The organism is Proteiniphilum sp. X52 (genome assembly GCF_003712195.1).
Taxonomy (GTDB): Bacteria; Bacteroidota; Bacteroidia; order Bacteroidales; family Dysgonomonadaceae; genus Proteiniphilum.
Genome location: NZ_RDSD01000004.1, coordinates 171,329 through 195,831, shown reverse-complemented (window position 1 = coordinate 195,831; position 24,503 = coordinate 171,329). Strand labels below are relative to the sequence as shown.

General features: G+C 45.5%; 15 protein-coding genes. 1 reads left to right on the top strand and 14 read right to left on the bottom strand.

Features of this window, described 5'->3' with window-relative positions; all coding sequences use genetic code 11:
- Positions 1 to 153: 153 nt before the first annotated feature.
- On the bottom strand, positions 154 to 2,094 hold the full coding sequence (locus D7D25_RS05530) for a glycoside hydrolase family 97 protein (protein ID WP_122967958.1): 1,941 nt from the start codon (positions 2,092 to 2,094) through the stop codon (positions 154 to 156).
- A gap of 259 nt (positions 2,095 to 2,353) precedes the next feature.
- On the opposite strand from D7D25_RS05530, the gene D7D25_RS05525 reads away from it, so the two are divergent.
- Positions 2,354 to 3,043 carry an NUDIX domain-containing protein gene (locus tag D7D25_RS05525; protein ID WP_122967957.1) on the top strand — a complete coding sequence of 230 codons (690 nt, stop codon included), beginning with the start codon at positions 2,354 to 2,356 and terminating at the stop codon, positions 3,041 to 3,043.
- Between the two features lie 73 nt (positions 3,044 to 3,116).
- Here D7D25_RS05525 and D7D25_RS05520 read toward each other — a convergent pair whose 3' ends face one another.
- The 13 genes from D7D25_RS05520 to D7D25_RS05460 all read right to left on the bottom strand — a co-directional run bounded on the left by D7D25_RS05520 (position 3,117) and on the right by D7D25_RS05460 (position 24,497).
- Positions 3,117 to 3,272: a hypothetical protein gene (locus D7D25_RS05520; protein WP_185140220.1), complete on the bottom strand. Its 156-nt coding sequence runs from the start codon at positions 3,270 to 3,272 to the stop codon at positions 3,117 to 3,119.
- A 178-nt stretch (positions 3,273 to 3,450) separates the two neighbouring features.
- Positions 3,451 to 5,592: a RagB/SusD family nutrient uptake outer membrane protein gene (locus tag D7D25_RS05515; protein ID WP_122967956.1), complete on the bottom strand. Its 2,142-nt coding sequence runs from the start codon at positions 5,590 to 5,592 to the stop codon at positions 3,451 to 3,453.
- A 32-nt stretch (positions 5,593 to 5,624) separates the two neighbouring features.
- On the bottom strand, positions 5,625 to 8,759 hold the full coding sequence (locus D7D25_RS05510) for a TonB-dependent receptor (protein ID WP_122967955.1): 3,135 nt from the start codon (positions 8,757 to 8,759) through the stop codon (positions 5,625 to 5,627).
- Positions 8,760 to 8,945: 186 nt separating this feature from the next.
- Complete coding sequence (locus D7D25_RS05505) at positions 8,946 to 10,265, bottom strand: glycoside hydrolase family 28 protein (protein ID WP_255417209.1); 1,320 nt, start codon at positions 10,263 to 10,265, stop codon at positions 8,946 to 8,948.
- Between the two features lie 144 nt (positions 10,266 to 10,409).
- Complete coding sequence (locus tag D7D25_RS05500; protein WP_122967954.1) at positions 10,410 to 11,144, bottom strand: rhamnogalacturonan acetylesterase; 735 nt, start codon at positions 11,142 to 11,144, stop codon at positions 10,410 to 10,412.
- 96 nt (positions 11,145 to 11,240) lie between these two features.
- The gene (locus tag D7D25_RS05495; protein ID WP_122967953.1) at positions 11,241 to 13,553 is read right to left on the bottom strand and encodes a glycoside hydrolase family 2 TIM barrel-domain containing protein; all 2,313 of its coding nucleotides are present in this window, start codon (positions 13,551 to 13,553) and stop codon (positions 11,241 to 11,243) included.
- 18 nt (positions 13,554 to 13,571) lie between these two features.
- Entirely contained in the window at positions 13,572 to 16,373 is a 2,802-nt protein-coding gene (locus tag D7D25_RS05490; protein ID WP_122967952.1) for a glycosyl hydrolase, read from the bottom strand.
- Positions 16,374 to 16,564: 191 nt separating this feature from the next.
- Entirely contained in the window at positions 16,565 to 17,797 is a 1,233-nt protein-coding gene (locus D7D25_RS05485) for a glycoside hydrolase family 105 protein (RefSeq protein ID WP_122967951.1), read from the bottom strand.
- A 21-nt stretch (positions 17,798 to 17,818) separates the two neighbouring features.
- A complete protein-coding gene (locus D7D25_RS05480) occupies positions 17,819 to 19,099 on the bottom strand; it encodes a rhamnogalacturonan acetylesterase (protein ID WP_122967950.1) in 1,281 nt (426 codons plus the stop codon).
- 22 nt (positions 19,100 to 19,121) lie between these two features.
- Positions 19,122 to 19,436 (bottom strand): L-rhamnose mutarotase, encoded by a 315-nt coding sequence (rhaM, locus tag D7D25_RS05475; RefSeq protein WP_122967949.1) that lies wholly within the window; start codon positions 19,434 to 19,436, stop codon positions 19,122 to 19,124.
- Positions 19,437 to 19,537: 101 nt separating this feature from the next.
- Complete coding sequence (locus D7D25_RS05470) at positions 19,538 to 20,515, bottom strand: rhamnogalacturonan acetylesterase (protein ID WP_122967948.1); 978 nt, start codon at positions 20,513 to 20,515, stop codon at positions 19,538 to 19,540.
- Between the two features lie 101 nt (positions 20,516 to 20,616).
- On the bottom strand, positions 20,617 to 22,662 hold the full coding sequence (locus D7D25_RS05465; protein WP_122967947.1) for a rhamnogalacturonan lyase: 2,046 nt from the start codon (positions 22,660 to 22,662) through the stop codon (positions 20,617 to 20,619).
- 116 nt (positions 22,663 to 22,778) lie between these two features.
- Positions 22,779 to 24,497 carry a RagB/SusD family nutrient uptake outer membrane protein gene (locus D7D25_RS05460; protein ID WP_122967946.1) on the bottom strand — a complete coding sequence of 573 codons (1,719 nt, stop codon included), beginning with the start codon at positions 24,495 to 24,497 and terminating at the stop codon, positions 22,779 to 22,781.
- Positions 24,498 to 24,503: the final 6 nt, after the last annotated feature.

Below are 24,503 nucleotides of genomic sequence, written 5' to 3'. Positions count from 1 at the left end.
ATAATATTGAAAATTTTTATTCTTGATCTTGGAAATTGTTTTGCCGCAACAATCCGCCACCGGTAGAGAGCCAGATAAAATCCCTGCTGTCGGTATTTCATGTTCATTAACATACTGGTACCAGACCGGTTCTACTATACCCATAATACTCCTTTAATTTCTCAGTATTACTCCGCCTTCGGGTTGTATTTCCAATGTGATCTCCCCGTCCTTGATGATAGTCACCTGTTCCCACTGCGGTGAACGGTCTTTCCTATCGGAATACAGATCCACTTTCGTATCCCGGAACATCGGAAGTGTCACTTTCAGCTTCTTTGTTTCTTTTTCGGCGTTGATGGCCGCCACATACCATTTATGTCCGCTGCGACGGGCCATTACCACATACTTTCCGGGATAACCGTCGACAAACACAGTTTCATCCCAGAGAGTGGGCACTTCTTTCATAAAATCGATAACGAAGGAGGGATATTCGGTCAGGTTGTTGGGGGTAATGCCGAAATTCTGCACAGGCGTTTGGAACAGTACGGCTGTGGCCAACTGGAATGTTTCTGTTGTCCTACGTTCGGTTCCACCATCGTTATTGCGGTTGTGCCGTTTATTCAGCAAAACAGGGCCGAAGTCCATGGATGCCACGCTGTTCCGGATAAAGGGATGCAGCGTGGCATTGTAGGCCTCGGTGTCATTAGCATGCTGCGTGAAAATCAGGTTCTCGGAAGCAAGCACCGCCTCACTTCCCGCGAAGTTGGGATACATCCGTTCCCACCCCCGGGGCAGTGTGCATCCATGGAAGATCACTGCCAGGCCGTAATCGTTGGCATCCGACAGGATATCTTCGTATAACTTCATGGTTTCCTGCTTGTCGCCGCCGAAGAAATCCACCTTGATCCCTTTCGCCCCGATGCTTTTCAACCAGGCCATCTCTTTCTTCCGGACTACGGAAGTGTTCATCCGGTTTTTGGGTCCCTGGGGCGCATCGCTCCAAAAGCCGTTGGAATTATACCACAAGCAGATGCCCACATTTTTAGAAGCGGCATACTGTGCCAGATTTTCAATTTTTTCGCGACCGATGCGGGTATCCCACCAATTGTCAATCAATACCAATTCATATCCTAATGCAGAGGATAGATCGATAAAGGTCTTCTGGTCTTCGTAGTTGATACTTCCGTCCTGCCAGAGCAGCCAACTCCAGGTAGAGCGTCCGAACCAGTACGCTTGCGAAGGGTCATACAGCGGCTCTACCACATCGAATGCGATAGTGGTTTCGACGATCGGTTTCAGGTTGTCACCCACGGTAATGGTGCGCCAGGGTGTTTCTCCCGGTAAGGAAATCACCGGTTTGGCGCTGCCGATACCGTTATTCTCCTCCTCTTCGGGGAAAGCAATGGTGTAAAGACCCTCTTTGGAGCCTTCGCTGAGTTTTGCGCCGCAGTACAAACTTCCGACTCCCGTTTCGGAAACCAATGCCCACCCGTTGCTCCCCACATGGAACAATCCGGGAAAGGTGTACCCCGCGCCATATTTGGAGGGCGTGCCGACCGGCTCGTCGGCCACATATTCTTCTTCATAACTCGGTTTAGTGCGCATCCAACCGGTCATGGGAGTTGCCTGCGGCGTAAGGAACGTGGTCGTGTGTTGCGGGAATTTGAATCCCGTCAACTCCTTTTCAATGATACATCGGGCTGTTTCACCGTTCCGCGCCAGTGAATATTTGAACGCGATGTCGTTATTGCTTACATGGAAGGTTACACTGATCTTTTCTTTTTGGGCCGTTTCATATATGCTAACAACCTCATTTGCCAGATATTCCACACGGCTCTTCTTGATCTTAGGTTCAGTATATGTCCTACTGACAACCTGTTCTCTTTTCTCTACAAATACCAGATCCTTACTAAAATCACTTACATTGGTGATCATTCCCAAAGGCGAGTCTTCCAGAATGACTTTTCCTTTATAGTTTACGTTGTAATGCAAAGTCCCGTCTTTCAGAAAAACCGAGACCTGCAAATTCCGGTCCGGGCTCACTATGGTAAAATCGTTAGCAGAAATATACTCAAACAGGCAGGCCGTTAATAGTATAATCAATATTTTCTTCATGATGACAAAGTACTATTATTTTCTCTCGCTTAATGAAATAGATTTATTGTGACAAAGTTAACAATAAGTGTATGAGATCACACTTATAGTTGTATGTTTAAAAACATAAAATTAAAGATACTCATTTTCACCTCATATTAAGGTTGTTATATCAGGATGATCTTTTCAGGATAATCGTAGGCAGGGGTATTACATATGTCCGGATAGGGGAGTTTGGTGAAATATATTGTACCTTTGCGCAAAAAAGGAGATATTTTTAATGGCGCCGTTTTATATAGAACAAGAGAAGTTTTTACTATCGGTCGATTGTATAATACTTGGCTTTAAAAAAGGGAAATTGTATTTATTGATCTCGAAACGAAAATTCGAGCCGTTGAGAAATCAGGATACCCTGATGGGAGGATTCCTGCGTTCTGACGAAAACCTCGAGGATACTGTTTCGCGCGTACTATATGAATATACCGGCATTAAGGATGTTTATATGGAACAGGTGGGCACATATGGGAATATCCACCGTGACGAAGGTGAACGTGTGGTCTCGGTTGCTTATTATGCCCTCATAGACCTTGAATTATTTGATGATGAATTGTGCAAGATCCATAATGCCCGTTGGGAGGAACTGGATAAGGTCGGTAAATTGATCTTCGACCATAATCAGATGCTGGAGGATACTATTGAAATACTGAGAAGAAAAGCGGCTATCCTGCCATTAGGTTTTAATCTTCTCCCCGAAAAGTTCACCTTGCCGCAATTGCAATCTTTGTACGAAGCCATTTATCAGACGAAACTGGATAAACGCAATTTTCGTAAAAGGATACTGGAAATGGATATACTCGAGAAACAGGGTGACAAAGATAAGTCAACTTCTAAACGCGGAGCCTTTTATTATAAATTCAACAAGGAGAAATACGACCAGTTACTCCAAAAAGGGTACTACTTCTCCTTATAAAATGGAAGTGATAATCATTCTGCCATCACAACAAAAACTCTTCCATATTATCCGGTGCGACCACAGAGAAATACTACCCGGATAACTTTCTGAGCGCCTGTTTAGGCGCTTTGTACTTGACGGAAGGATTCCATTTGAACTCAAATGCCTGGGTTTGTCCGTCTCCTTCTTCGATATAGTCGATTTCTTTCTGGTTTGTAGTTCGCCAGAACCAACTATTGTGCCACATCTTAGTCGTATTCCAGTTTTTTCTCCCCATGAATCCAAACAAAAAAATGGCTATTGCGTAATTTAGGTTGAAATCATGATCAGAGAAAAATCAGCCTGTGCCGCTTAATATAAAAAAGAGCCGTCTCGTTTTGAGACGGCCCCATCTTTTATTATCTTGCTCAGAGAGGCAATAATAGTCACCAGCCTGGGTTCTGGAGGGATTTCTTTTGCTCTTCCGTGAGCGGTGAGCCATTATCCTGCGTTAATCCATCAATAAATGTTTGAGGTATCGGGCGGAGAATGTGCCTGTCTGAAATATTGCGGGCTGCTTCGGGATTGAATGCCTTGGTTCGTTTTAACAATAATCCGGTACGGCTTAATTCTTCCCATCGATTCCATTCCCCATTCAGTTCACGGGTACGCTCGTTAAAGATGAAGTTCAGCATACGTTCATATTCACTCGACACACCCAACTTAGAGAGGATTGCTTCATCTTCTTCGGGGAGGTTGGAAGGACTGTTTATCTGTAGAGAAGAGGGATCAGTTGTCTTGTCAATACCCGTGGAGAGATAATAGGTATTCCGGCTGAGATAAATATTGCCGGCCTCATCTTTCAGATTACCTCCGTCATATCCGGGATGGGAATTGGCGAACCAGTTTACATAATTATCTGTCTTGCCATTCTTGGAATAATTTGTAGAAGATGAATGGAGAGAATTGCTCAAAGGAAAAGCAATAGAGCCATCCACATACAGTTCCCTGTCTTCACCCGGTTTCCACTGTGCGCGTGCTCTGAGTTGATTTATAGTAGCAATAGCTTCCTGGTATTTACCTTGGCGTACTTGTGCTTCGGCTTTTACCAGATAGGTTTCACCGGTACGGGCCATGATCACGTCACGATGGGAATCCCCTCCTTCTGCCGTTCGTGTTCCATCTTGTGTTTTGTTCAATCCGCAGAACACATTAGACTTTGTGGCATCACCATTACTATTATAAGCAGGCAACACATATCTTCCTTCCAGATATAAAGGGAAAGCATTTGGGACCCATTTGTCTGTTTCAGGATTAATAAAAGTACTTCCACCTTCAACGGCACGTCCGAATCTACCATAAGATTCACCGTCGAATCGGTTATCATCTTTTTTATTCAGGATAAAAATAATTCCCTCGTCTCCTAAATCAACCGCATTTTCACCAAATGATTCATTTAATTCCTTATTTACTATGTTATTTACGCCATACACTGTCCTGAATGATTTCCACAAGCGTGCATCATTGATATTGTCGTAGGTAGAATAGTTGTATTCTGTAGGACGGCAGCGTTGGAAATCCTGTCCGCCGATATGTGGTCCGCGGCTCACCCAACCACCGCTGAATGTATTGAACTGCGGGGTGAAATAGGAGTGGGTACGGTTACCGAACCGTCCTCTGGTGGACGAGTCCGCATTATGTTGGGCCGACATCAGGATTTCGGGAAGCCCCTCGTTGGGATTATCCACTCCGGTCCAACGGGCGAAAAGATCCCAATAGTCGCCTGCCAACGGACGGGCGGTTATTACCTCATCACAAAGCTGGATACATTTGGCCAGATCCGCGTCTATATAGCTTGCATTCCAATCGCTGTTCCTTTCTGAAGCGCGGAATAGCAATGCTTTCGCCCAGAAATGGGTGGCTGCATATTTTGTCCATGTACCCATACCGCGCCAGTTGGTAGTGGGAAGGTAGTTATATGCATTTTCAAAATCAGAGATGATCTGTGCCATTGTTTCTTCTGCACTGGAACGCTCGAAATTGCGGACTACGCCTATTACGGGTTCTGTTTGGAGAACCACACCGCCATATTGGGCAAATAACCTGTAGTAGTTATATCCTCGCAGGAAGTAGGCTTCTCCCAAAGATTTATTACGGATGTCTTCGTTAGATATTTTCTCTGAATTGGCTATTATTAAATTGGCCGAGGAGATGCCATAATACATCTGATTCCATAAACCATCTACCGGAGGACAGTTGTTATTGGCAGCACCGGTACCAACGGTAGCGTTTGAAGGGTTCAGGCGATTATCGTAGGTATTCCAAGGTTCGCTGGTCAAGTCGGCGCCGTTGGTGAACTCATCCGTGCCATAAAGGGTAATACCATACGCCCATTCGTAACCGAAATGCCAGCGAATGTTACCATAGAGAGAGGTCGCAAGGGCGGCGAGCCCTTCTTCCGTTTCAAAATATTGTGTGGAATAGGCTGTGGATTGTTCCTCATGAAGGAAATCATCGCCGCAGGACCAAAGGCCGATGGCAGATAGTGCTATCAGCCCTATCGTTATTTTATTGTATAAATATTGCATACTATTGTTTCTTTTGTCTGTAAGTTGATAAATTAAAATCCTATTTCAACACCGAGGGTAATTCCCCTGTTGTAATATGTAGAAGTACCATAATCCAGATCCAGAAAATCGATGGAAGAGTAGAGATTCCCCGGGTTACGTAATTGGGTGAAAACTTTTAAGCTGCTGATCCCGATCGGTTCGCAGATATTTCTTGGGAGAAAATATCCCAAAGAGATATTTCTAAATTTAATAAAAGCAGCTTTTTTGAATCCCAATAGGCTGGAATATGCATCACCTCCCACACCCGGTGTTCCAGTATAAACCGGTTTTTGCCATTCGGCATTCCTGTTTTCAGGAGTCCAGTAGTTGATCTTACGTTGGTTGGGAATACCGTTTTGAGTTTCACCGCCGGTTGAAACCCAATAGTTCATACGTCCGTAAAGTTCAATATTCAGCTCGAGCCCTTTGTAGTTGAAGGTATTACCCCATCCCGTAGTCCAGCGGGGGTTGCGATTGCCTAAAACTACCCGGTCTTCAGATCCTATGACGTAATCGCCATTTTGATCGACAGGTCTTACGCTACCTGCTGTGAATTTTTCACCCTTTTCATTGAATTTTGCCATTTCGACGGCATCCTCTTCCTGCCACAGGCCCGCATGCTCATATCCGTAGTAAACGCTGATGGATTGTCCAATAAACCAGGAGTTATCGACCATGTCGTTCTTGCCATTGGCTAATTCCACGATCTCTTCTTTTTGCCAGGCCAGGTTGAGTGTGGAGTTCCAGTTGAAGTCTCTTGTCTGGACAGGCACAAAATTCAGTGAAATATCGAAACCTCTGTTTTTTGTCTTACCTACGTTGGCCATCATTTCATTATAACCGGTCAGTGTAGGAATAGTCATTCTCATTAACAGGTCTTTTGTGTCGGACTGGTATAAATCGATAGCACCGCCGATCCGTCCTTTCAGGAAAGTGAAATCAATACCGAAGTTCCATTGGGTAGTTTTTTCCCATTCCAACAGGGGGTTGGCCATCAATGTGGCGCTCGAAAAATAGTAAGGCTCGTTGGTTCCATAGGCCAACACATTGCCTGTGCTGCCGAAAGGCACATAGAAAGAACGGATATTTCCCAAGGTGTCGTATGGATTAACAGCGGAGTTTCCAGTCATTCCCATCCCTAAGCGTAGTTTGAGTTGTTCCAGCCATGTAATATTCTGCATAAAAGACTCTTGATCCATACGCCAACCCAACGCTGCGCTGGGAAAGAAAGCCCATTTATGTCCCGCGGCTAGTACCGATGATCCGTCATAACGTCCGGAAATAGTCAACAGATACTTGTCTCTAAAAGAATAATTGATGCGTCCCATATATGAAGCCAGTTGCGACTGGACTAAATTCGAGCCCATAGAGGCTCTTGCGTCGCTGCTGGTGATATCCACAGAACCCATGTTATTCCATTTAAAACTAGATTTGGGAATATTCTCCGCACTCATGCTGGCTTCTTCACGATCGTTCTTTGAAGCAGATTGTAGCAATGTCAAGTCAAAACTATGATCCTTCATTTTTTTATTGTAAGTGACTATATTGTCTAATACCCAAGCAAACCTTCTGTCGTAGTTCCATGAGGCGTAACTTGTCCCTCCTTGGCGTACCGCCGATGTTTTATCGATGTAAATGCCCCTGCGGTAATATCTGAAATCCGGCCCGAAATTGGTTTTGAAATTTAATCCTTCCAGTGGTTTCCATATCTCGCCCAGATTGATATTTGCATAAAAACTACCTAATGCGCGCAAAGTCTGTCTCTGTTCATCCGATTTTTTCCATTCATCTATAACGGTATATACTCCGTTCAGATTACCGGGTGTCAGCACGATCTCTTCATTATCATCATAAGGGAGTGCCATATTGAAAATTTGTTTTGCTGCAGCATAAATTTCGGTAGGTCCGGAATTGGAAGATTGTCCAGTGCGGGAAAAGCCATAACTTTGGTTACTCCAAGAGGTATTGATGGAACCCCCAATGCTAAACCATTTAGTCGGATTAATATCCGTGGACATGGTCGCATTGTATCGGTTATATGATTGCCCTTTTTGTGTCCCTTCATTATTCAGGTATCCGAGGGAGAAGAAAGATTTGATTTTATCGGTTCCACCTCTTGCACTGATAGTGTGTTCCTGCGTTATGCCTGCTTGGGTGACGAAATCGGTCCAGTCAGTGTTGGTCACTCTTGAGCCGTCCCAGCTACCGTTTGTCCAACCTTTCATCACGTTATTATAAGAAGTCTGGTCGAGAGAACCGAAAAATATTTCGTCCTGTGCTTTTGAGGGTTGATTACCCGGAGTATACTCGGACGGATTTGCATTATGATGTGCCCAACGGCGCCAAGTGATATATTCACTGGCATTCATGGTTGGCGCCAGATCATGTATGTTCTCAAATGTAAATGTACCGGAATAGTTCAGTTGAAGAGAACCCTCCCGGCCCCGTTTGGTAGTTACCAAGATTACCCCGTTGGCGCCACGTGAACCGTAAATGGCGGTAGAAGAAGCATCTTTCAGAACGTTGATGCTTTCAATATCACGCGGATTAATGCTTTCAATTCCACCGGCACTCAATACAACACCGTCCACTACATAAAGAGGATCATTGGTTGCATTCAGAGAGCGGTTTCCGCGAATACGAATGGTACCTAATTCTCCGGGTCGTTGGGCAGATGTGATATCCAGTCCTGCCACTTTACCCTGCAACGCTTCGAAAGCATTGGTTACCGGTTTTGCTGACAATTCCTTGGCTGATACAACCGCCAATGCTCCGGTCACGTCGCTCTTGCGCATTGTGCCATAACCGACCACCACCAGTTCATCCAATAATTCCGTATCCTCTGAGAGGATGATATCAATAGAAGTCCGGCCGTTTACTGGGACCGTTTCGGTGCGCATACCCACATAAGACACCTCTAATGTGGCATTGGGGGGTACATTCGGGATAGAAAAATTACCCTCTATATCGGTAATGGTTCCGGATGCGGTACCTTGTACCTGAACGGTTACCCCGATCAATGCTTCTCCTGAACTATCCACAACATTGCCTTTTACAGTGATATTCTGTGAAAAAGCAAAAAAGGAAAATGTAAACAGTAGTGTGGACAAGATTCCTAACTTCAGATTAAAAATTTTTCTTCTCATTTCATTCTCTCATTTATTTAGATTAATAATTAAAACGGTCAGATTAGTTGTAGTGAAAAACTAATACATAATGATATTTAATATTTGAAAAAATAGTTATGTTATCAGATTTATCCGTCAGAAAAATACCTTAATTATACTCTTACCTTATTACATTATATAATTTCTTTCAAAATGGATTATTTATTATCTCCGAATAAACGATTGATACTCTTTACCATTGATTCGTACATCCTTTATGAGGAAATTTGAGATATACTCTTTGTAAATATCCGGTGTTTTTGTCCGGATGTTTAGATTCTCGAATGTAAAATCAGATAGAATATACTGGTCTGATTTGCTTACGTCGAAAAATATGTCGCAATTCAGCGTGATATTGCGCATGGTTATATTATTACCATAAGAAAGTGGCATTTCTTTTTGTCCCTGTAAATCAAAAAACTGAGTCCAGGGTTTGATATACAGGAAACTGGTTACATTTCCTGTGATCTCTTCCACCCGGACATATTCATAGTTCTGGGGAGTATCGGGGCGCATTTTCAGCCAAAGAAGGCGTTTTGCCTGATCTACCCGGCAATGGCGAAGGATAATGTTGCGATTATGTAGGGATTCACTGCCGAAGGTTAAAGCACTATGGCAAAATCCGTATGTGCAATCTTCGATAATAATATTCCGGTTCCCGCCGTTATTTTCATCTTTATCGGCCAACGGTCCTTTTCCACCTTTCAATGCGACCGCATCATCGTTTACCGACATGTAGCAATCTTTAATATGAACATAAGTGCAGGCATCTATATCCACCGCGTCGGTGCTTGGCGCCTTGACCGGTTTTTCGGGGGAGAATATATGCAGATTGAGGAGTTTCACTTTTTCACATTTGTAGAGATGGGTTGTCCAGAAAGGGGAGTTCACCAGAGTTACTCCTGCAATCTGTACGTTTTTGCAATTGGATATATATACAAGACGGGGTCTCAGTTCTTCAATATTGGTGCATTGGGGATTGACTTGTCTTCGTAGCCAGAACGATTTCCAATAGCGTAATCCGTTCCCATTTATCGTGCCTTCACCGGATATGGAGAATCCATTTATGTTGTCGGCGTTGATGAGCGCAGCAAAATAATTGATGTTTTGACCTTCAATCCTTGTCGGCAGAATCGGGAAATTACTGATATCGTCACTTCCTTTTAATACAGCATCTTTTTCCAGATACAAATGGGTTGTCGGCTTGAAAAAGAGGGCACCACTCAGGAAAACACCTTTGGGAATGATTATCACACCACCACCGTTTTGATGGGCCTGATCAATAACCGATTGGATTGCTTCCGTCTGTAGCAGTGCGCTGTCGCCCACCACACCATAATCTGTAATCCGGTAATGCTTTCCCAAAGTGTTGATGTCGACAATTTCATTTTGATTGAACCAATCCGGAATCGGTGTGCCGTCGGGAAACAGGTTGTTTCCAAAAGACGACAAACTCAGAATCACACAAAATACCAATGCCCACATTTTTTTATTCATAATCCGTTCAAATTTTCTTTTCATTCTGCTATATCCTGTTTTATGTCTTTTCTCAAAACCAATATGTTTTCATTGTATATTGTTTTTTGTGGATGATTTGCTTTCATATATATCGATTTCCACTATACGCAGCTATTTTCCACTTAACCTAGGCAGGTTCAGTTCCATGATCCCTTCTGCCACAAACTGGGCCACTTGTCTGGCACCTTTCTCCACCATATGAGTATCATCTTGTAATCCTTCAGGTTTGACTGGATCAACGCCCGGTTCCACCCACCTGTAATATGGTTTTGAATCTTCGTCACCAAGCATAGTTACAAAGTCGCGGGTTTTCAGGTTAATATCGATCATAGAAACACCCTGTTCCCTGGCTACTCTTCGTGTGATTACCGGATACCCCTTCAGCCGGTCATCCGTCAGATGACCGTTGACGAATGTGCGCATTACCACGGAGGTGAGCAGCACGGGAGTAGCCTGCTTTTCACGTACGTCATTGATCATTCTTGTGAGATTTCGTTCATATTCTTCGTAGGAAGTATGCCGCTCCGGACGGGTAGAAGCATCGTTATGGCCAAATTGGATAAATACATAGTCACCGGCTTTCACCTCCGAAATAAGCCTGTCCCACCGGCCTTCCCTGATAAAGCTATTGGTACTCCGTCCGCCGACCGCGTGGTTCACAACTTCTACATTTTCGTTGAGATACAATGCCAGCATCTGGCCCCACCCTTTTATCAATCCGTCTCTCTTTTCATTATAAGTCTGGGCCGTGGAATCACCGGCTATAAATATTCTGGTCTTATTCCCGGGTGGTAGGATAAAACCCATAAGCAATGCCAGGCTTAACATCAGCATATATCGCTTCATATCTGATATTTTAAATGGTTATGAACATTGATATTGATAAATTCATTATTTTCATTATAAACTGTTCTCGTTTTATATGAATTGCGTATAGTTTTGTCATTCTACCCTGATCTCAGCAGAGGCTATTCCTTCTATCCCCTCCGCCCGGGCGGTTATTTTGATTGTTCCTTCGTCCTGGTTTGCCCTGATGATGGCGACACATTCCCCCATATGGGCAGAGCGTTCTTTCGATATATAAGGCTCGTGGCCATATTGATCCCCGCTGTCGGTTGCGATCAACTCTCCGGCGCCTTCCACGTTGAACTCTATCAGGTGGAAAGCATTCGGGCAACGCACGCTATCTTCATCCACGATCACGGCACGTACGATAGAGACATCCTCCCAGTCGTTTCCGATGGTTGTCTTGTGAGGTGTCAGTACGATCTTATAGGGGAAGCCTGCTGTCCGTTGCACATCCGTGGCAACCACCTTTTCGCCTGTCCTTGCTTCGGCACGCAATTCCCCTTTCCGGTAGTTCACCTTCACCGGAATCGGTGCATGATTGTCGGGACGTTTAAATACCCCTACAGATTCATCGTTCAGAAACAGTTCCACCTCTTCGGCATTGGTATATATTTCCAGAAAGGCTTCGTCGTATGCTACCGGGTCAAGGGGTGTCCAGTCATGTACCCACTCGCCTGCCCCTGCATTGTCGGACCTGCGCACTACTGATACGGTCGGTTCGCTGCCCCACCATGCCTTTCGCAATAATCCTTCCCGGTTCCATCCTCCGGTCTTGTCGAAAAGTGCTGTCCCGAATGATATCCTGGGCCAGACGTTTTCACCCAGATAGTCGAATCCGGTCCATAAGAATTGTCCACACATAAATTCGTGATCGCGTAGCGTCAGGTAACTCTCCAGATCGTGGATATTTTCCGTGCCAATCACAATCCTGTCCGGATTCTGTCTGTGTGCTTCCAACAATTCCCCGGGACGGTAATTTTGGCCTACCACATCCATCATATCGGCAAATCCGTTTTTATACACTCCCGACGAGTTGGGGCGGAAGAGTGCCATGGTGACCGGTCGGGTGGAATCCAATTCGTGAATCAGGTCCTGTTGTTGTTTATACTTCCGGAAACCGTCCTCGTTGTTGAGGTTATCACGTATCTCGTTTCCAACACTGTAAAGTACGATGGACGGGTGGTTTCTGTCCCGCAATACCATTGCACGGGTATCTCTTTCCCACCATTCGTTGAAATAGAGGTGATAGTCATGCGCATTCTTGGCATATTCCCAGGTATCGAAATTCTCGTTCATCACCAGGATCCCCATCCGGTCACACATATCATAAAATTCGGGAGCCATTGGATTATGTGCTACACGGATGGCATTGATACCGGCCTCTTTCAGTTTATTGAAACGGTATTCCCACACGGCAGAAGGTACAGCAGCTCCTACACCGCCTCCATCATGGTGCATACATGCACCGTACATCTTCAGCGGTTGATCGTTCAGGAAAAATCCTTTCGTGGCATTGTAGCGGATGCTCCGGATACCGAAGTCGGTCACCTGCTCGTCTAACAGTGTCTTACCGTCCAATACCCTGGTTATCATCTGGTACATGTGCGGGTCTTTTGTGTCCCAAAGCAGCGGATCGTTCACCTGCAGGTTCTGTTCAACAAGCTGAGAGGCTTTGGCGCCAATTCGTTGGGTGGAAGAAGCTGTCCGCACCGTTTTACCCTCTTTGTCGATGATAGAAGAATGCACGGTTACACTTCTGTTCCTGTCCGTAGTATTGTCTATCTGAATGGCTGCATTGACGGTAGCTCTTGATTTGCTTACTTTGGGTGTAGTAACGAACACGCCCCTATGAGCGATATGTACCGGATCCTTTACAATCATCCGTACGTGGCGGTATATCCCCGCCCCGGTATACCAGCGTGATGCCGGCTGGTCGATATTATTGGCCCGGACTGTCAGAATATTGGCCTCATTTTCCCCAAACCGTATATGTCCGGTCATATCATAGAGGAAAGAAGTGTATCCATAGGGCCATATGCCCAGCAGTTCTCCGTTTATATATACTTCACTGTTGGCCATGATTCCATCAAATTCGATAAGCACTTTTTTTCCTTTATCGCTTTCCGGCAGTGTAAATGATTTCCTGTACCACCCGTCACCTGAAGGCAGGTATCCGCCTCCGCGACCGGTAAGATTATTTCTGTTATACCGACCCTGAATACTCCAGTCGTGCGGCACATTGACCGTCTGCCAGCCTGAGTCATCGAAATTGGGATTGATAGCATCCTTGTGTGTCCCTCTGGCAAACTGCCAGCTATGGTCCATATCGATGGTTTTTCTGCCTTGTTGAGGATAGATCACGAGATGGAGAGAAATGAACAGGAGTGTAAAAATTGTTTTTTGCATGTTATTGTATTGTTTTCATTATGGATGAATAGTTGTAAGTTCCTGAATCGTGACGGGTCCCAATAAACCGGATGGTGCAATATCCCAGATATCGAATGCGGTGGGTTTGTAGGTGATGCTCACAAAATTGATCTCATGGAAAATACGCCATTCCACACCACGACGGTCATAATCGGCGATGCGGTTGGCCGGGAGGTTGGTTACGTCGATTTCTATGGTGTTCTCCCCGTCGCGCAGCAATGATCCGATCGTTGTTTCGAACGGTACGGCATAAAGGGTTCCTGCATTCTCCCCATTGATCTTTACCCGCGCACTTTCGCGTACATCCCCCAGTGAAAGGAGGTATTCGCATCCGGGTGTTTTGGTGAAATCAAATGTCAGTGAATATCGTCCCGTACCCATATTCTTTTTCAACGCCTCATTGTCGATATCAGTCCACGATCCCAGAGTCTCCAATGCAAAACTTTCGGTAACTGCCGGTTCACTTTCTTCAAACTGTAACGTCCAACCGTTGTTTAAGGTAACTTTGTTTCCTGTGAGTTGATAATAAGCCCATTCTTCCGCTTCTATTTTTTTCCTGTTGAATGTTTTCAGAATAATTGATTCACCGGGTTTCAACTGCATATGCAGTTCTGTCCTACCGTTATTCTTACGCAGTTTTGCCAACCCTTTCTCGCCGTTCATCGGGTTAAAGAACAGGGCGCTTTCGGCTTTTACCCCTAAGGGGATCCATCCGTCCACGGGATTGTTCTTCAACATGGAGAAGAAATAGATATGTCCATTGTCATGTTTTCTGCGGATCAGTTGTCCACCCAATTCCGAGACAAAGAGTTCTTCGTTCCCTTTCCATGTTGCCAGCATATCCCTGTAATTATTACCGGTGATGACCGTTCCCTTTTTCATTGTGTTGACAGATACATTTTCGAAGGAGGCGACTTCCGGAAATAACGACAGTTGATCCTGGAACAGGTTCTTCCGCTCTTCCAGATGGGATAATCCCGGCACATCGGAAGGATAGTGATCCGAAATGATCACGGTAGCTCCCTGTTCTGTCAATTTCCTGATCTGTTCCATTGTTTCGGCCGGGATATATTTCACTGCCGGTAATATCAGGGCTTTGTAGGTGGTTCCACCCTCTGTTTTCAGCAGCCCGTTTTCAACAGTGGTCGTACTTATGAAGTGGTCAGAGATATAATCGAGGTCGTAACCGCATTCCATGATCTTTTCCACCGCTTTGCGGAAATCCGGAATTCGTTCCCGCATCCCGTGGATGGCGAACGTGGCGAAATAGTTCCCGCGCAATCCTTCCCAGATATCGTAAAGAGGGAGGTAGAGCAGAAAATCGTTGTCAGGCTTTCCGGTTTGCAGGAATGACTGTACCCGCGCGATATAATCGAAGAATGCCGGTGCGTCTTTCCAGATGGGATTGGTGGGTGACATATCTACCGATGCGTAGAATTTCCATCCCGGCCATGCGGCATCCCCCGGTGAGTAGGTCGTACCGTGAAAATATACCCGGTTTACTCCGGAGGTGAACATCTGGTCTATCTCCGGCTTGGCCTGCGAGAGGGAGGTCCTGAAATGTTCGGTCAGCCAGGTAAATGTTTCGGAAGAAGTATAGGTTTTACCGGCTACATGGGCGGCCGACGAAGCATATTTGAGGATGGTGGGGTCACTGTCGTTCTCTTTGCGGATCGAGTCTTTTCGCAGGCCCGGGATATCGAAATCGGTGATGCCGAACGATTCGCATTCGGGAATATCCACAGCAGCATACAGATCCAGCAGATTTGCCGGCGATCCGTGCGCCTGATTCCTTGTCTTTACACCGTGTGAGTGCGCCCATTCGGTCCAGGGTTGGGTGAAATTTTCCATCAACAGTTCACCAATGGTTTCCCTGTAATCGGTCATAACTCGTACTGAGAGCTCCGTTGCTCCTTTGGCCAGCAACTCAGGGAAGTAATCCTGCAACTTGTATCCCCTCCTTTTTTCAAATTCGTTCAACAGTTCCGGCGTCCAGTCAGCGCCGTACACTTCATACGAATCGTTGAAGAAAGTGTTTGGGTAAGGGGCGTTTTTTTCGGCAAACGCGGTATCGAATTTTCCGAGGTAACGCATGACCGCCTCCTTATCGAAATGGTTGAGCACGTAACCCTGTCCGCCCGGCGCCGCCCTTTTTACTTCTTGCCGGGTTTTTCCTATAAACAGTGCGATCAATGTAAACTCTTTTCCTTCCGGCGCCGTCCAGTTGAGTTTTCCTTCCACCGATACTTTATCCGTAATATCCACACTCTCACCATCCGGGGTGTATGCGATAAGTTTATTTAGCCGGGCAAACGGTTTCTGGCTTTCATCCCGTACTGTGACCAGCTCATCGAGTGATTGCCCCCCTTTGAGTTGGTATTCCTGAAAAACAGCCCTGGTGGCTGCATCCTCCAGAGTCACCTCAGGTCCCCCGAAGGGCCATCCCGTACCATTATTCATATCCACTCCCATTCCCAGGCGGGCCGCTTGGGAAATGGTGAAATCCAGCAAATTCATCCATTCGGGTGAAAGGTAATTGAGATAATGCGCTTCACGCCCTTTTACGCCGTAGATAGGTGTGATTTCCACGCCCCCTATCCCGGCCTTACCCAACGCTGCCAGATTGTATGTCAGGTTTGCAGAGTCCACATCACTCCCCATCCACCACCAACGTGTCCAGGGTTTACTTTCCTGAGTTATCTGAGGCCAATCAGTGTCTCCCGCAACCCCGGCGGGGGAAGAACATCCCGAGAGGGCAAAGAGAGAGGCTATCGCTATAACCGGTATATTTTTTCTCATACAATATTTATTTTGATTAGAAGTAGGAAGTGGAGAAGTCCAAGAAGTCAGGAATTTCAAAATTTCTATGGTTTCACTTCTTGATTTTTGGCTCCCATCTTCATTCTTCACTTTTTATTCTCATTTTTCTGTTCCTTTCCCTGTGAATCCCTCCGTCCGCCTGCTCACCGGCATCGATATTTTTATTCCTTTCATTGTGTGTTGCTTAATTTCATTATTTCAACGGCAGTATTTATGATCAGTCCGAGGCCATGTTTCTCATTGTCACCGACGGGACGGTTGAAGTAAAACGGCAGATCATTACTGATGCCAGTTCCTACGCACACATTCGTGAAACGACCGTCAGGAGTTATTTCGTTGTCCTTTAGTGCGTTCCATCCGGATCTTGCGATGCTTTGGTAAGCAGGATCGATCCACCGGTTATTGATTGCTTTAGCGATACCGTATACAAACATGGCTGTAACTGACGACTCATCGTAGGAATCACTCTTGTCGAGCAACTGATTCCACATTCCGTTGGCATTCTGCCAGCGGGAAGCACCCACAATTTGTTTTTCCAGTATGGAGATCAGTTCACCTCGTTGAGCATGATCCTGCGGCATAGCTTCGATAAGGTCGACCAGCGAGATCATGATCCAGCCGTTCGCCCGTCCCCAGTACGCAACACCGTTTCTCTGCCAGTCGGTATAGTAGCAGTGATAATAGAGTTGTTTTTCGGGACACCACAAATATTCGTCCATCAGGATAAGTTGTTTGGCTGCTTCGTCGAAATAGCGGTTCTCTCCTGTGAATTTCCCCATCCGTGTCAGGAATGAGGTCCCCATGTATGCGTCGTCTGCCCAGACTGTCATATTTCTCGGAAAAGTCCGGCTGAGCGTACCATCTTCCAAGCGGTCCTGACCCTCCATGATATGGTTTGCTGCCGTATGGATATAATCGAGATATCGTTGCTCTTTTTTTAACTGGTATACTTCGATAACCGCAGCCCCCATAGCACCGCAGTCATCCAGTTCTTTCATGTTCCAGAGTTGTCCGAACGGCCAGTGCCAATGATTGCGGTCGTGTCTGAAAGTGTTCTTGAAGTATTTGTAATTGTCGAATCCGAAAGCGACATGTCTTTTGGCGTATTCTACATATTTATCCTCGTTGAGATACTCTCCCAGATTGATCATGGCCATATCCAGTACACCGTTCGAATAGTGCCATTCGGTGAGCGGACTTTTAAACCGGACATCTTTCCCTTCGGGTATCTCTGCCGTACTGTTATAGACGGTGCCGTCGTCCACACTCACAAATTGGGTTACAGGTTGGGCCAGAATATTGTCGGCCACAACTCTTACAGCTTCTTCATCCGTTTTTTTCTGTGCAAACAACGATCCTATAAAAAGGAATAAAAAACAGGGTATCAATACATTTCTCTTCATAATTTTATTTATTGTATAGTTTTAATTTCCATCGGGTTTTATTACGGAGTAAAATGGAGTGGGGGGAATAAAAAAGTTATCTATATCATCGGGTTGCGCAGGATCGAACCAGGTCCAATCCTCTGTAATGTATTCTTTCAGTGGAGAGTCGTTGTCGATCAACCCTTTCAGGACACATTTGCAGAGTAGATAGCCTCCATACGCATTAAAATGGGTATTGTCTTCCAATGTCTCGGTCTGGCCGGGAAAGGTGCCGGCCGGATAATGCACAAAAGCCTTTTTTGACTCTTCAGGCCCCCATGCTTCATATAATACTTTACTCATGCTGTTCAGCTCGATCAGCATCACATTTTCTTCTTCAGCCAGTTGTCTTATCGCATCCGGGTATTCTCCCAACGTGTTGATAACCTGTCTATTATCGTCGAATCTTCGACGGTGCATCGGCGTGATTAATATGGGGGTGGCACCCTTTCTCCTTGTTTCGTCGACCATATACTTCAGGCTCTCCTTATAACTGGTATAGGGACCTCTGTTTTCACCTTTTTGCTTTTGATCGTTATGGCCGAATTCGATCATCAGGTAATCCCCTTCCTTCATTTGAGAGAGGATCTTGGCAAAGCGCTTCGCGGAGATAAATGAATTACCCGCTTCACCCGACTCGGCATAATTGGCGACGGCTATTCCGGCTTTCAAGAATCGTGGTAGCATTTGACCCCAACCACACCAGGGTTCGTTGTCCTGATCCACTACTGTAGAGTTACCCGCTAGAAAAACGGTAGGGACCGAAACACTTTCTATGACCATTGTCTGTAGTCCATGATTTGTACCGTTCACTTCGATGGTCAGTTTATCGTCCCAGTTCAGTTTCTCTGTCTCCCGAGGTTTGATCCTTACTGAATCCTTTTCTCCGATCTTTGTATTTCGTATGTTAACGATAAATGATTTACTGACAGTTTCACCTTTTGCTACGTCGATATTTTCCAGCATCAATCTCCTCGATTCGGATTTGATGGTTGTATTGGTGGGTTGATGCCTATCACCTAACGTAAGGGTTACTTTGTAATTCCCTTCAGGCAGATTAATAGAGAAAAAGAAAGGAGCGTTGCCCTTGTGCACACTGTTCAGATCGTAACCATACGGTGAATTAACGCCGTATATGGTTTGTTCCGTAATCTTTACGAATTCTTTTTTATTCCCTTCACCGAAATAGAATTGATAATTATGGTTCTTTCCGCTGGTGCATGATAATGAAAAGAAAAGGCACAGGATACTTGTCTTCTCAATAAAAGATCTTAGTTTCATTCGTCCATTTATTTGAGTGGTTTCAATCCATGTGGAAAACTTCTTTCAACGGGATAGATACCGGAGAATTGTCAGGATTTGTCTCCATAATGTCCGCCATATGCGTCCACCATTTCTGTACGATCGGGTTGTCACCCAGATCCTGTGAAGAGGTATCTTCCTTTACTTTCTGTACGCCAAACAATATGTTCGTATCCTTATCCCAGAAGATGGAATAGTCATACACTCCCGATTCGCGCAATAATTGTGTAAGTTCGGGCCATATTTCGTCATGCCGTTTTTCATATTCAGCCTCACACCCTTTTTTCAAAAACATTTTAAATGCGTCTCGTTTCATAAAATTTAAAATTTAGACATAAGCACCAACAATCAAGACACAAGATATTTTTAGCCATGTGTTTGTGCGAGAGTTTTTCTCTTATGCGGGTTTCATAACGATTATTGGTTTATATATTGATTCAATGATAGTCCGGGAACAGTGCGGATTCCCTCAATCAGCGCTTCACAGTTCAGTATTGCTCCTTCGTAGGAAGTATGTACCCTGTCTTTAAAGAGCTCATTGGTTTTCTCTTTTCCCAAAGTTTCGCATTTTGTGGCTATCAGGTAGTTCATGTCGATAAAGAGAATCCCTTCCTGTTCAGCCACCTCCCTCGACCATTTGCCGTATGTCTCATTGTTACGAACCATTTTATTGCCATCCCATGTATTTCCAGGAGTGTGTGACAGTACAATGGGGATTGCGCCACGGGCTTTTGCCTGTCGGATATATATGCGCAAATAATGGCCGAAGGTAAACACTTCCTCGGGGTTACCGTTCCTTTCCATAACCACGGTTTGTGATTCGTCGCCAATCCCTTTCAATGAGGCTCTTGCCCGGCCGGTATTCAAGGGCCCTCCGTCGTTATGGCCGAACTGGATGAAGAGGTAATCGCCCTTTTGTAGGCCGGGTAAGACTTTGTCCCATAATCCTTCCGTATAAAATGTGCGGCTGCTTCTTCCCCCCAACGCATGATTCTCGACAGAGATACGGGTGGTATCGAAAAACTGTTCGAAGAAACTTCCCCAGCCCCACTGTCCGTCATCCCCTTTTCCCCGGCCGTTTTTCATCGTGGAATCACCTATCAGCATGACGACAGGAGCGTTTTTGCTTTTACGGGTACTCCCAGCGACGATCTGGTCGGGGCGTGTCGTATCATTGACACTGAAAAGAGGTGCGGTGGCGGTTTGTGCGGATGAATAGACACATTTCATCTCTTTTTTGTCGGGGATGCCATAGGGGATACCATAATTGCGCTGTAATAAATGAAGCGGTATGTTAAAATCATTTATCGGATCCGATTTTTTTTGAGCGTATGACGGTAATGTAATGACGCACGATATAATAAAGAGTAAAACAGTAAAATATTTTTTCTTCATACGATTAAATTTTAGACTCAAGAATCAAGACACAACATAGTTAAATTATATATTTGTGAGTGAACTTGTATTTCATGAGTGTTCATAGGATTAAAACCAATTTATTTTAAGAATACAACTTCTACATAATCTTCTAATACACATCCCCTGTAGGTGACTTCCAACTCTATCTTGTGCTTTTGTCCGGGCATTATATCACTTTTTTTGACGATTATAGTGGGGGTTGTTTCCCCACTGGACCATTTGTAGGAATCGTACTCCATCGTTGTTTCTAAAGTTACACTATCCGAAGCTGTTTCTATCGCTTTTTCCGGGAAAATTTCCATTAAGTCGCTGCCGAAATAAAAGCCGGGTTGTGTCGGTTGATTATAGCCCACATTCTGGGTAGCTACGCTGATCCTGTAAACCGGATCTTCCATAAAAGTATGGAATCGGTAAGGAGTCTCGTACGGAGAAGTATAGATGCGCAGGTTTTTGTTGTCCTTTGTCCTGAGGATGATCTCTTCCCGCCAATCACCCAGGATATCGGCACATAATGCCGGGTTTGACTTGGTTCCGTTATTTCTCAGACACTCATCGCAATCGAAGATAATATCCGCTCTGCCGCTTTGGGGATTGTATTTGGATATACGGGTGCCGTCGAGTAGTTCCCTTGTCAGATCACCGTCCCACCAGCAGCCCATATTGATGGGGACACCTCTGATAGAAGGATTGATGACTTCTCCTTTTATATTTCTTATTCCCCCGGAAGCAATCGACCACATTTCCACACCTCTGACCGTGGGATCGATATCGGCGGCCATACATCTTCCTACATCTATGTTGCTCTTGATCTGGAAAAGGACCTTTCCTGTCTCCGCATCACGGAAGGTAGATCCGTCGCGTTGGTTCTCATGGCAGTCCCATACCTGCAGTTTGCGACTCGAGGGATCGAACACCGTCATATGGATCGCATCGCCATGTCCCAAACCGGTAGAATAGAGTCCTTTCCCGTCGTTATCAATGGCACAGGATCCATAGATGATTTCATCGTATCCGTCGCCATCTACATCACCTACCCTGAGATTGTGATTCCCCTGACCGGCATATTTTTCGTTACCCGGGGTATCGGAGTCGAACACCCATCGGTTGGTGAGTTTGCCGTCCCGCCAGTCGAATGCGGCCAGGACTGTTCTCGTATAATACCCCCGGCACATTACCACGCTCGGGTATTCCCCGTCGAGATAGGCCACACAAGCCAGAAAACGATCCGACCGGTTGCCTCTCTCATCTCCCCATGATTGGGAATCGCCTCTCTCCGGGATATAATCTATTGTTTGCAGGGCTTTTCCCGTCTTACCTTCAAAAACCGTGAGGTATTCGGGCCCTGATAAGATCCGCCCTTTGTCGTTACGGTAATCGGCATTTGCATCACCGATCACACACCCTGTTCCGTCGATAGTGCCGTCGCCTGTTTTCATGACAATCTCGGCTTTATTGTCCCCATCAAGATCAAACACCATGAATTGTGTGTAATGTGCTCCTGCACGTATATTTCTTCCCAGATCAATTCTCCATAACTGTTCTCCGGAGAGTTTATAGCAATCGATATAGACATTTCCCGTATACCCGTCGTGTGCATTATCCCGCGCATTGGACGGATCCCATTTGAGGATGATCTCATATTCACCGTCTCCATCCACATCGCCTACACTCGCATCGTTGGCATGGTATGAATACAGCTGTCCGGAAGGCGTGATCCCGTCAGGAGGAATATTCAGGGGAATATTGATATATCCGTGGGGCGCATTTTTCTCCAGTGTATAGTGTGTAGTTAGCTCCTTGTGTTGGGAGCGGCCTGCAATTCGCAACTCGTAATTTAGTTCCTGTCCAGGGGCATTTGAATCTTTAAAAAAGGTTGTATTGCGGACCGGCATGCTGTTTATTTTTTCCCCATCCCTGTATAGGTCGAAAGCAATATCGATGGGGTCGGAAGAGAGGTACCGCCAGGAGAGGTTAACGGTATTCCCATCTTCCCGGACGGCAATAAACCCACGTCCCAATTTCTCTTGTTTTAGTTTCGTGAAGTCATAGCCAGGTTGAGAGCATAAGAGGTTCCCGGCCGGGATGAACAAATATAGGAAAGCAACTATATAGAGGCGATTCATTCTTATGGAATTTTGCAGGTAAGTGTGACTATACATTACTTCACATTATTTTTATGCGATAACGAAGAATGCGATCCTGTTCTCTGGATAACCCTTTGTACGATTACCTGATTACTTTAATATCCGGGGTTTTGTGTAAGATTGGGATTCTTTAACCGTTCCGCCTGCGGGATGGGGAACAAATACATTTTGTTGTCCCATATACGGTTTTGTGTACTACGGGTATAGGTATAAGAACCGTCCGCGTTTCTGGTGATCCTCATCCGGTCTATACTCTTAAACTTTTCTCCCTCTTTCCATCTTCTCACATCCCAGAAACGATGCCCTTCAAATGCCAGTTCAACCATCCTTTCATTGCTATACCTTTTCCAGAAATCATCAGGGGCAAGTCCTGTCTCCAATGGAGGCATTTGTACCCCTTGGCGGTTGCGGACCACATTGACCGCCTCACGAGCCGACAGAGGAAATTCCGCAGACGTTGCATCGGCCGATCCGAGGTAATTGAATACGGCTTCCGCATAATTCAGGTAGAATTCGCCTAGACGGAAGGTGATCCATGAATGACGACTTCTGGTAGTTGTTCCCGGACGCAGGTCAATGGACGAATCCAGCAACTTTCTTAGATAATACCCGGTAGGAGTGGCGCCAGCAATAGGTGCACCATTGGCTCCGCCGACATAGGTCTGTATCGGTCGGGTGTTGTAGGAAGGCCATCTTGTATCACCATTCTTCACAATACTCATTTCGAAACGGGGATCCCTGCCTTCATACGGATTCGCAGGATCGAAACCGCTTCCATCTTCATTCCAGAATTTACCCGTTGCTTTCATCTGGTAGGCATCGACCAATGTCTGCGTCGGGCAATTTCCGGAGTTACCGCCCTCTACACCCACCGGAAAATTACGTTGCTCCAGAACGTTTGTGCCACCTGTATCGGGTAAACGGCGTACAAATATCGCTTCCTTGCTCTGCCAGTTCTCCGCTCCCCATATATCGGTATAGTTTCCTAATACATATCCATATTTGCTACAGGAATCGAGCACCGCTTTATTGGCCATAGTGGCTTCCTTCCACAGTTCTTTACTGTTATCGGTATTGAATAGAGGGCTGGCAGCAAACAGCAGGGTACGGGCTTTCAGGGCAAGGACTGCCAATCTGTTTGCCCGTCCGTTTTCCGGGTTACCGGGTATAGCCACACTTCCCAGATTGGTATAATCAACCGGAATCTTGTTTACGATCGCATCGCACTCATCCACTATAAATTCAACGATCTCGGCGAACGGCCTGCGGTGCAGTGAATTTATCTCTTCAGTACTGATCACATGGGTAAAGAAGGGTACGTCGCCATACTGGCGTATCAGATTGAAATAGAAATAGGCTCTTAAGAAGCGTACTTCATTTTCGTAATTATTATACCTGAACATCTGCGCTGCATAGTCATCGTTGAACGATAATTCGGGAAAAGTCAATCCCAGAAACTCTTCAAGGAAAAGGTTGCAACCCTGAATAGCAGTATAACTACTGTTCCAGGTAGATGACATGGGATTGCTGGGACTCCATGCGCCGTTATAGAAGTCGTGGATCTTGTTGGAACTCCACGCATATTCGGCCTCATCGCTGGCAGAGGCCAGCATAGCCTGGTCGTAGTTGCCGAAATCATAATCCAACCGTGAATATATATCACTTACCAAACCGCCTATATTGGAAAAATTCAGTTGGACATAATCTTTCCCGTAATTCTGGTGTTCCCTGTATTCCAACTGGTCGCTGCACGATACAGTAAAGAAGGCGAAAACTATAGTGGCGATTAATAATTTTGCTATATTAAGTCTCATTGTTAT